Annotated in this window: 8 protein-coding genes and 1 pseudogene; 7 read left to right on the forward strand and 2 right to left on the reverse strand. The window is 71.0% G+C overall.

Annotated features, from left to right (window positions below; translation table 11 throughout):
- Positions 1 to 75: 75 nt before the first annotated feature.
- Positions 76 to 1359, reverse strand: a complete 1284-nt coding sequence (gene aceA, locus AB0J52_RS17905) for an isocitrate lyase (RefSeq protein WP_500182705.1) — start codon at positions 1357 to 1359, stop codon at positions 76 to 78.
- A gap of 196 nt (positions 1360 to 1555) precedes the next feature.
- On the opposite strand from aceA, the gene AB0J52_RS17910 reads away from it, so the two are divergent.
- From AB0J52_RS17910 to AB0J52_RS17930, 5 genes are all read left to right on the forward strand, one after another.
- A complete protein-coding gene (locus AB0J52_RS17910; RefSeq protein ID WP_500182706.1) occupies positions 1556 to 2992 on the forward strand; it encodes a helix-turn-helix domain-containing protein in 1437 nt (478 codons plus the stop codon).
- Between the two features lie 145 nt (positions 2993 to 3137).
- Positions 3138 to 4370 (forward strand): acyl-CoA dehydrogenase family protein, encoded by a 1233-nt coding sequence (locus AB0J52_RS17915; RefSeq protein ID WP_500182707.1) that lies wholly within the window; start codon positions 3138 to 3140, stop codon positions 4368 to 4370.
- Between the two features lie 264 nt (positions 4371 to 4634).
- Positions 4635 to 4829, forward strand: a complete 195-nt coding sequence (locus AB0J52_RS17920; protein WP_500182708.1) for a hypothetical protein — start codon at positions 4635 to 4637, stop codon at positions 4827 to 4829.
- Between the two features lie 160 nt (positions 4830 to 4989).
- Positions 4990 to 6435: an EamA family transporter gene (locus AB0J52_RS17925; protein WP_500182709.1), complete on the forward strand. Its 1446-nt coding sequence runs from the start codon at positions 4990 to 4992 to the stop codon at positions 6433 to 6435.
- Between the two features lie 111 nt (positions 6436 to 6546).
- On the forward strand, positions 6547 to 6765 hold the full coding sequence (locus AB0J52_RS17930) for a hypothetical protein (protein WP_500182710.1): 219 nt from the start codon (positions 6547 to 6549) through the stop codon (positions 6763 to 6765).
- Positions 6766 to 6882: 117 nt separating this feature from the next.
- On the opposite strand, the gene AB0J52_RS17935 is transcribed toward AB0J52_RS17930, so the two are convergent.
- Positions 6883 to 7395, reverse strand: a complete 513-nt coding sequence (locus tag AB0J52_RS17935) for an acyl-CoA thioesterase (RefSeq protein WP_500182711.1) — start codon at positions 7393 to 7395, stop codon at positions 6883 to 6885.
- Between the two features lie 178 nt (positions 7396 to 7573).
- On the opposite strand from AB0J52_RS17935, the gene AB0J52_RS17940 reads away from it, so the two are divergent.
- On the forward strand, positions 7574 to 8203 hold the full coding sequence (locus tag AB0J52_RS17940) for a TetR family transcriptional regulator (protein WP_500182712.1): 630 nt from the start codon (positions 7574 to 7576) through the stop codon (positions 8201 to 8203).
- Between the two features lie 22 nt (positions 8204 to 8225).
- A pseudogene (locus AB0J52_RS17945) lies at positions 8226 to 8521 on the forward strand (phosphotransferase family protein); the annotation flags it as partial.

The following is an 8521-nucleotide window of genomic DNA, read 5'->3' on the forward strand; positions in this document are numbered from 1 at the left end:
CCGGTCCGCCGGGCCGGTCGTGCTACCGGCCCGGTGGGGCCGCGGACCGGCCCGGGGCGCTCGGAGCCGGACGGCCTAGTGGAACTGCGACTCCTCGGTGGAGCCCTTCAGCGCCGTGGTGGAGGAGTCCGGCGAGATCGCGGTGCTGACCATGTCGAAGTAGCCGGTGCCCGACTCGCGCTGGTGCTTGACGGCGGTGAAGCCGCGCTCGACCGACGCGAACTCGCGCTCCTGCAGCTCGACGTAGGCGGTCATGCCCTCGCGGGCGTAGCCGTAGGCCAGGTCGAACATCCCGTGGTTGAGGGCGTGGAAGCCGGCCAGGGTGATGAACTGGAACTTGAAGCCCATGTGGCCGAGCTCGCGCTGGAACTTGGCGATGGTCGCGTCGTCCAGGTGCTGCTTCCAGTTGAAGGACGGCGAGCAGTTGTAGGCGAGCATCTGGTCCGGGTACTCGGCCTTGACCGCCTCGGCGAACTTGCGGGCCTGCTCCAGGTCCGGGGTGCCGGTCTCCATCCAGATCAGGTCGGAGTACGGCGCGTAGGCCTTGGCGCGGGCGATGCACGGCTCGATGCCGTTGCGCACGTGGTAGAAGCCCTCGGCGGTGCGCTCACCGGTGATGAACTCGCGGTCGCGCTCGTCCACGTCCGTCGTGATCAGGGTCGCGGCCTCGGCGTCGGTCCGCGCGATGATCAGGGACGGGACGCCGGCGATGTCCGCGGCGAGGCGCGCGGTGTTCAGCGTCTTGACGTGCTGCGAGGTCGGGATGAGGACCTTGCCGCCCAGGTGGCCGCACTTCTTCTCGGAGGCCAGCTGGTCCTCCCAGTGCACGCCCGCGGCGCCGGCCGCGATCATGCCCTTCATCAGCTCGAAGGCGTTGAGCACGCCGCCGAACCCGGCCTCGGCGTCGGCGACGATCGGGGCGAGGTAGTGGACGTCGCCCGAGCCCTCGCTCCACTGCACCTGGTCGGCGCGCAGCAGCGCGTTGTTGATGCGGCGGACCACGGCCGGGACGGAGTTGGCCGGGTAGATGCTCTGGTCGGGGTAGGTCTGGCCGGCCAGGTTGGCGTCGGCGGCGACCTGCCAGCCGGACAGGTAGATGGCCTTGAGGCCGGCCTTCACCTGCTGGACGGCCTGCATGCCGGTGAGCGCGCCGAGGGAGTGGACGTAGTCCTCCTCCTGCAGCAGCTTCCACAGGCGCTCGGCGCCGAGGCGGGCGAGGGTGTGCTCCTCCTGCACCGAACCGCGCAGCTTGACGACGTCCTCGGCCGTGTAGGTCCGCTCGACGCCCTTCCACCGCTCGTCGGTGCTCCACTCAGCCCGCAGCTCGTCGGCTGCGCCCTTGAGGCGACCTTCGCTCATCGTTCTGCCCTTCCATAAGCCCGGGACGGAACGGACCCGACGGGAACCGGCCGTCCCGGGGATGTCGTCCCCTGGGTGCTTGCCACGACTATGCCCCGGCCGGACACGCCCGAGAGCGCCCAAAGAAGCGAAACTTCTGCCGAATTTTCGCTATCATGAAGCGGTGACGACCTTGCGGCCAGAAGAACCCCTTAACTTGACGAGTGACGTAGATCTCGTCACCTTCGGGCAGCGGCTCCGCCATCTCCGGCGCAGCCGCGGGATGACGCTCGCCGACCTGGGGGAGAAGGTCGGCCGCGCGCCGTCCCAGCTCTCCCTGCTGGAGAACGGGCGGCGCGAGCCGAAACTGTCGCTGCTGCAGGCGCTCGCGGGCGCGCTGGAGGTGCCGATCGAGGAGCTGCTGCGCCGCCAGCCGCCGTCCCGCCGCGCCCAGCTGGAGATCGCCCTGGAGGAGGCGCAGCGCGACCCGGTCTACCGGTCCCTCGGCCTGCCGCACCTGAAGGTCGGCAAGCGGATGCCGAACGAGATCCTCGAGCACATCCTCGCGCTGTACGGGGAGCTGCGGCGCTCGCACACCAAGCCCACCGCGTCCCCCGAGGAGGCGCGCAAGGCCAACGCCGAGCTGCGCCGCCAGATGCACGAACGCGGCAACCACTTCGGCGACATCGAGCGGGTCGCCGCGCAGACCCTCGACGCGGTCGGCTACCGCAGCGGCGCGGTCTCCCAGGGCATGCTGATGGGCCTGGTCGGCCACTTCGGCTTCAGCCTCCAGTACGTCCGCGACCTGCCGCGCTCGGTCCGGTCCATCACCGACCTGCGCAACCGGCGGATCTACCTGGAGCGCGAGCAGCTCGGCATGCACACGCCGCGCACGATCCTGCTGCAGACGCTCGGGCACATCGCGCTCGACCACGACCAGCCCCGCGACTTCGCCGACTTCCTGCGGCAGCGCGTCGAGGCCAACTACTTCGGCGCGGCGATCCTGATGCCCGAGCGGGCCGTCGTGCCGTTCCTGACCGAGGCCAAGCAGGCGCGCGAGCTGTCGGTGGAGGACCTGGCGGACGTCTTCTCGGTGTCGTACGAGATGGCCGCGCACCGGTTCACCAACATGGCCACCCACCACCTCGACCTGCAGCTGCACTTCACCAAGAACGACGAGAACGGCACGATCTACAAGGCGTACGCCAACGACGGCCTCGCGTTCCCGCAGGACGAGGACGGCGCGATCGAGGGCCAGCGGATGTGCCGCGCGTGGGCCGGACGGCACGTCTTCAGCGCGGCCGACCGGTTCTCGGTCTACTACCAGTACACCGACACGCCGAAGGGGACGTACTGGTGCCTGTCGCACATCGACCCCTCGCACGAGCGCGACTTCGCCATCACCCTCGGCGTCCGGTTCGAGGACTCGCGCTGGTTCCGGGGCCGGGAGACGACCAACCGGGTGAAGTCGGCCTGCCCGGACGGGGACTGCTGCCAGCGTCCGCCGCGTGAGCTGGCCGAACGCTGGGAGGGCATGGCCTGGCCGTCCGCCCGCGCGCACTCGCACGTCCTGTCGGTCCTGCCGCCCGGCGCGTTCCCCGGCGTGGACGAGGCGGACGTCTACACCTTCCTCGACAAGCACGCCGCCGAGTAGCCGCGGGCGCACGCCCGCCGGGACCCCGAGACACCGGGACCCGGCGGGCGTTTCGTCGTGTGACTCCCTTCCGCCTGTTACCCGCGGTAACGCCCGGGAGTGCTACCGTTGGTAACACGTGATATTGGAGGAAGGGTCAATAACGATGTCGGACACCGAGGCGACGACTCCGTTCTCGCTGGATCTGAGCGACGACCTCACCGAGGTCAAGAGCTGGGTGCACGAGTTCGCGCGCGACGTCATCCGCCCCGCCGCCGAGGAGTGGGACGAGCGCGAGGAGACCCCCTGGCCCATCATCCAGGAGGCGGCCAAGGTGGGCCTGTACTCCCTGGACTTCTTCGCCACCCAGTGGCTGGAGCCGACCGGCCTCGGCATCCCGGTCGCCTTCGAGGAGCTGTTCTGGGGCGACGCGGGCATCGCGCTGTCGATCGTCGGCACCGGCCTCGCCGCCGCGTCCGTCGCCGCGACCGGCACCCCGGAGCAGATCGCCGAGTGGGTCCCGCAGATGTTCGGCACCGCCGACGACGTCAAGCTCGGCGCGTTCTGCGCCTCCGAGCCGGACGCCGGGTCCGACGTCGGCTCGATCCGCGCCCGCGCCGTCTACGACGAGGCCAAGGACGAGTGGGTGCTGAACGGCACCAAGACCTGGGCCACCAACGGCGGCATCGCCGACGTCCACGTGGTCGTCGCGTCCGTCCACCCCGACCTCGGCAGCCGCGGCCAGGCCAGCTTCATCGTCCCGCCGAACACCCCCGGCCTCCGTCAGGGCCAGAAGTTCAAGAAGCACGGCATCCGCGCCTCGCACACGGCCGAGGTCGTCCTCGACAACGTGCGCATTCCCGGCAACCTCATCGTCGGCGGCAAGGAGAAGTTCGACGCCCGCATCGCCCGCGTCCGCGAGGGCAAGAGCGCCAAGGGCCAGGCCGCGATGAAGACCTTCGAGACCACCCGCCCCACCGTGGGCGCGATGGCCGTCGGAGTCGCCCGCGCCGGCTACGACTACGCCCTCCAGTACGCCACCGAGCGCGAGCAGTTCGGCCGCAAGATCGGCGACTTCCAGGCCATCGCCTTCAAGCTCGCCGACATGAAGTGCCAGGTCGACGCCGCCCGCCTGATGGTCTGGCGCGCCGCCTGGATGGCCCGCAACGGCAAGGAGTTCACCAGCGCCGAGGGCTCCATGGCCAAGCTGATGGCCTCCGAGGCCGCCGTCCGCGTCACCGAGGAGGCCATCCAGATCCTCGGCGGCAACGGCTACACCCGCGAGTACCCGGTGGAGCGCATGCACCGCGACAGCAAGATCTTCACCATCTTCGAGGGCACCAGCGAGATCCAGCGCCTCGTCATCGGCCGAACCGTCACCGGCCTCCCCGTCCGCTGACGGCCTGACCTGCACGAACACGCCGCCTCCCGGCCTGAGGCGGGCGTGGTGACGACCGGTCTGAGACCCTGCGAGCCGGGTCCTCAGGCCGGTCGTTTTCGTGATTGGAGTTCGATTGGGGTTCACGCCCGTGGACGTCTCCGGTACCACCGGCACCGAAATGCGCCGCTGGACGAGCAGCGGGTGGCGGCCATGACCGGCAGGCGTGACGCGCAACCTCGCGGACGTCGAGTCGTGCCCGACCAGACGCGAAAGGATGACGGGATGAGCGAGCGCGACCTCGGCGACACCAGGGTGGACCTGACGAACGACGAGTACCACAGGCTATGCGTGACGGCGTTCGAGAACCTGCCTACGGACACGGCCGTGACCATGGAGGACTTGGACGCCATCTTCACCTGGTGCCTCCCGGAGTACGACCGCCTCAAAGCGGCACGCGAGGAGGAAGCGCCGTCGTGATGAGCGACATCGGCGAGTTCCTGCGATCCCGGTTGGACGAGGACGAAGAGGCGGCGCGGGCAACCCGCGACGGCGCGTGATTCACACTGCGCATCCGCGATCGGCACTGGTCACAGGGCTGGCTTGTGCGGAGTACCTCGGATCGAGTTAGTATCCGCGGATGGTTCGACTTTCGCCCCATGGGGTGCTGGGGCTGTGGGTGACGTTCACCCTCGGCGTTCCCTTCCTGCTGATCTCGATCGCCGCGCGGGACCTGCCCGCCGACGTCCTGACGTGTGCTCGGTTCGCGCTGGCCGCCGTCACGCTGCTCGCGGTGACCTGGGCGCGCCGCGGGCGGGCCGAGGCGCTCGGTGCGCCCGTCCGGTTGCTCGCGTCCCGGCCGGTCGAGGTTCTGGCGGTGGGGGTGTGCAGCGCCGCGCTGCCGTCCGTCCTCATCACCATCGGCGAACACCATGTGCAGACCGGCCTGACTTCGCTGCTGCTGGCCACGACCCCCATGTGGATCGCGCTCGCCGGTCATCTGCTGTTCCCCGCCGAACGGCTCGGTGTGCGGCGGGCCGTGTGCCTGGTGGCCGCGTTGTTCGGGACGGTCGGGATGACCGCCGCCGACGGGACCGGCGGGCCGCTCCTGTGGGCGGGCCTGCCCCTGGCCGCCGCGTTCAGCTATGCCGCGGGGAATCTCGTCGTCCGGTCGCGGCTGCGGGACGTCGACCCGTTCGCGCTCACCACCGCCCAGATGGCGGTCGCGGTCGTCATCACCGCGCCCTTCGCGGCGACGCACCTCTCCGCCGTCCGATGGGGGGCCGGGCCGTGGGCGGCGGTTCTGGCACTGGGGGTGCTGTGCTCGGGGCTGGGCTGGCTCGCCAACACCGTCCTGGTCCAGCGGGTGGGGGCCGTCCAGGCGTCGCTGGTGTCGTTCGCCGCGCCGGTCGTGTCGATGCTGCTGGGTACGATCGTCCTGGACGAACGCCTGTCGGTGCTCCAGCTCGCCGCCGCCGGGGTCGTCGTCGCGGCCATCGTGTCGTTCGGCCTGCCGTCCCGGCGGCCGGACCCGCCCCGGGAGGTAGGAGCCATCCTCGAACTCGCCATCCTCGGGTTCCTGGCCGAGGAGCCCATGCACGCCTACGAACTGCGCAAGCGGATCAGCAAGCTGGTGGGGCACGTGCGACCGGTCAGCGACGGCTCCCTGTACCCGGCCCTGCAACGCCTCCGCGGCCGCGACCTCGTGAGCCGGAACCCGGCGCCCGGCTCGGGCGGGCCCGCCCGCCAGGTGTTCACGCTCACCGAAGCCGGACGCGCCGAACTGGAGCACCAGCTCACGCACCCGGACGACCTGGACATCACCGACCGCAACAAGTACTTCGTGATCCTGGCCTTCCTGCACCTGCTGGAGCCTGCCGCGCAGGCCGACATCCTCCGCCGCCGCCTGGAGTTCCTCGAAGACCCAGGGCGGGGGTTCTTCATCGACGAGGACCGGGCGCTGCGCGAGAACGAGCTCCGATCGCCCTTCCGGGCCGGCATCCAGCACATCGCCCGCGCCACCTCGTCCGCAGAACGCGCCTGGCTCACCCGCACCCTCGACACTCTTCAGGCCGAGCCGACCTGACCGTGCCGTGGCGTCGGCGAGGCGGGGCCGCCAGGGGTGCTCCGCCTGCCGACGTCCGGTTGAGGGACGGGTGATCGCCGCAGGTGTGAGGCGTTCCGCTACTTTCTTCTTATGGACGCCGACGAAGCCCGCGCAAAGGTCGAACTCGCCAACGCCCGCTACCTGCAGGCCAAGGAGGAGGCCGACCAGGCGGCCGCAGACCTGTTCGCCGCCTGCGCCGACGCCACCCGCGCCGGCCACACCGCCGAGAGCCTCGCCGCCGCCACCGGCTTGACCGCCGCGGACATCCGCCGCAAGGTCCACGAACTCGGCGTCGAGACGAAAGGCTAGACCGCCGGTCCGGGGGCCTCATCGCCGGCGCGCTCACAGAAAATGGAGAGCCGGTGCTCCCGGGTGGAGCACCGGCTCCGTGCGTACTCCTTTCCGATGGCTCGGGCCAGGCCGGAATCAGCCGTAGCCGATGCCCCAGTGGTCGGCCGCCGGGCGGGGCATGGGGAGCGTGCTGGGGTCGCCGCTGGCGGGGACGAGCGGGCCGCCCGGGCGCAGGAAGTCGCCCTCCTGGCTGCCCGAGCGCAGCAGCAGGTCGCGCTCCTCGCGCTCCCACACCAGCGGCTCGCCGGTGAAGGGGGCGACCTTGACGACGGTGAGCGAGCCGTCGACGCAGGGGCCGGCGTCGCCGCTGCGCACCTCGAACTCGTAGCTGAGCGACGTCCGGCCGAGCCGGTCGACGCGCAGGCGGGTCTCCACCACCTCGTGCCGCCAGAGCCGGCGGCGGTAGCTGGCGGTGTAGTTGACCCTCGGCATGACGGGCAGGTGGTCCAGGCCGAGCCGGTGCAGCAGCGTCTGCTCGGCCGACTCGACCCACCGGATCACCGTGGAGTGGTGATAGTGCCCGGTGACGTCGGTGTCGCACAGTTCGACGCGCTGGAGCACGCTGACGCTGGACGGTTCCGCCGGCATTCTCGGTTCACCTCTTGGTATTAGGCAGACGGTGGAGGGATCGCCCCGAAACTATGGCCGGCATGCACGCAGTGCAAGGAGTCGATCACCGACGGTTTCGTGTGTCGCGGACATGGGTACACGTTCCCGATTCGCCGGGCGTCCGGGGGTTGCTTGTGTGCCGTAAGGTGGCCGCACGATGACCAGGGTTAACGGGTTCGCCGGACGGGGCGCGGGGCGCGACCCCGGTCGCCGGCGCGCGCTGCTGGAGGCCGCCGACCGGGTGATCCAGCGGGAGGGGCCGGAGGCGTCGATGGCGGCCATCGCCGCCGAGGCGGGGATCAGCAAGCCCATCCTGTACCGCCATTTCGGCGACAAGAGCGGGCTGTACCAGGCGCTCGCCGAACGGCACGCGCGCAAGCTGATCGAAGGCGTGCGCGCGGAGTTCTCCCGCGCGGTGCCCGTGCGCGACCGCACTCGCACGACGATCGACACCTACCTGGCATTGGTTTCGGCGAACCTGAACCTCTACCGGTTCCTGATGCACCGGGCGAGCGCCGAGGACGCCGCGACGCACAGCGCGATGAGCACGATGATCCGCGAGCTGGGCCGGGCGCTGGCCGAGGTGATGGTGGCCGAGGGCGAGCTGGACGACCCGGTCCGCGCGAACGTCTGGGGGCACGCGGTCGTCGGGATGGTGCAGACGGCGGGCGACTGGTGGCTCGACCACACCGCCGACGTGCCGCGCGAGACCGTCGTGGACAGCCTCGCCGACCTCATCCTCGGCGGGCTGCCCGCCGCGTCCGGCGGACGCGTTCTCGAGGACTGACCGCTCTGCCAGGATGGCGGGCATGGACCTCGATCGGCTGGCCGGCCCCCTGGGCGAGGTGCTGCGGGACCGGTTCGGGCCCGGCGCTCGGGTTCGCGGTCTGCGCCGGGGCGGTGGCGGCGCGTCGCGGGTGACGTGCGGGTTCGAGGTCCTCGCCGCGGACGGGCGCGACGTTCCGCTGATCCTGCGGCTGGGGACGCCCGGCGCGTCCGCGAGCGTGCCGCTGGTCCGGGAGGCCGAGCTCATCCGGGCGGCGGCGCGCGCCGGGGTGCCCGGTCCCGAGGTGCTCGCGGCGGGCGGCGCGGACGGCCCGCTCGG

This window comes from Spirillospora sp. NPDC049652, assembly GCF_040675125.1.
GTDB lineage: Bacteria > Actinomycetota > Actinomycetes > Streptosporangiales > Streptosporangiaceae > Spirillospora.

Coding starts and splice junctions, on each gene's coding strand:
- aceA (WP_500182705.1), bottom strand. CDS start 1,359: ATGAGCGAAGGTCGCCTCAAGGGCGCAGCCGACGAGCTGCGGGCTGAG.
- AB0J52_RS17915 (WP_500182707.1), top strand. CDS start 3,138: ATGTCGGACACCGAGGCGACGACTCCGTTCTCGCTGGATCTGAGCGAC.
- AB0J52_RS17920 (WP_500182708.1), top strand. CDS start 4,635: ATGAGCGAGCGCGACCTCGGCGACACCAGGGTGGACCTGACGAACGAC.
- AB0J52_RS17925 (WP_500182709.1), top strand. CDS start 4,990: ATGGTTCGACTTTCGCCCCATGGGGTGCTGGGGCTGTGGGTGACGTTC.
- AB0J52_RS17930 (WP_500182710.1), top strand. CDS start 6,547: ATGGACGCCGACGAAGCCCGCGCAAAGGTCGAACTCGCCAACGCCCGC.
- AB0J52_RS17935 (WP_500182711.1), bottom strand. CDS start 7,395: ATGCCGGCGGAACCGTCCAGCGTCAGCGTGCTCCAGCGCGTCGAACTG.
- AB0J52_RS17940 (WP_500182712.1), top strand. CDS start 7,574: ATGACCAGGGTTAACGGGTTCGCCGGACGGGGCGCGGGGCGCGACCCC.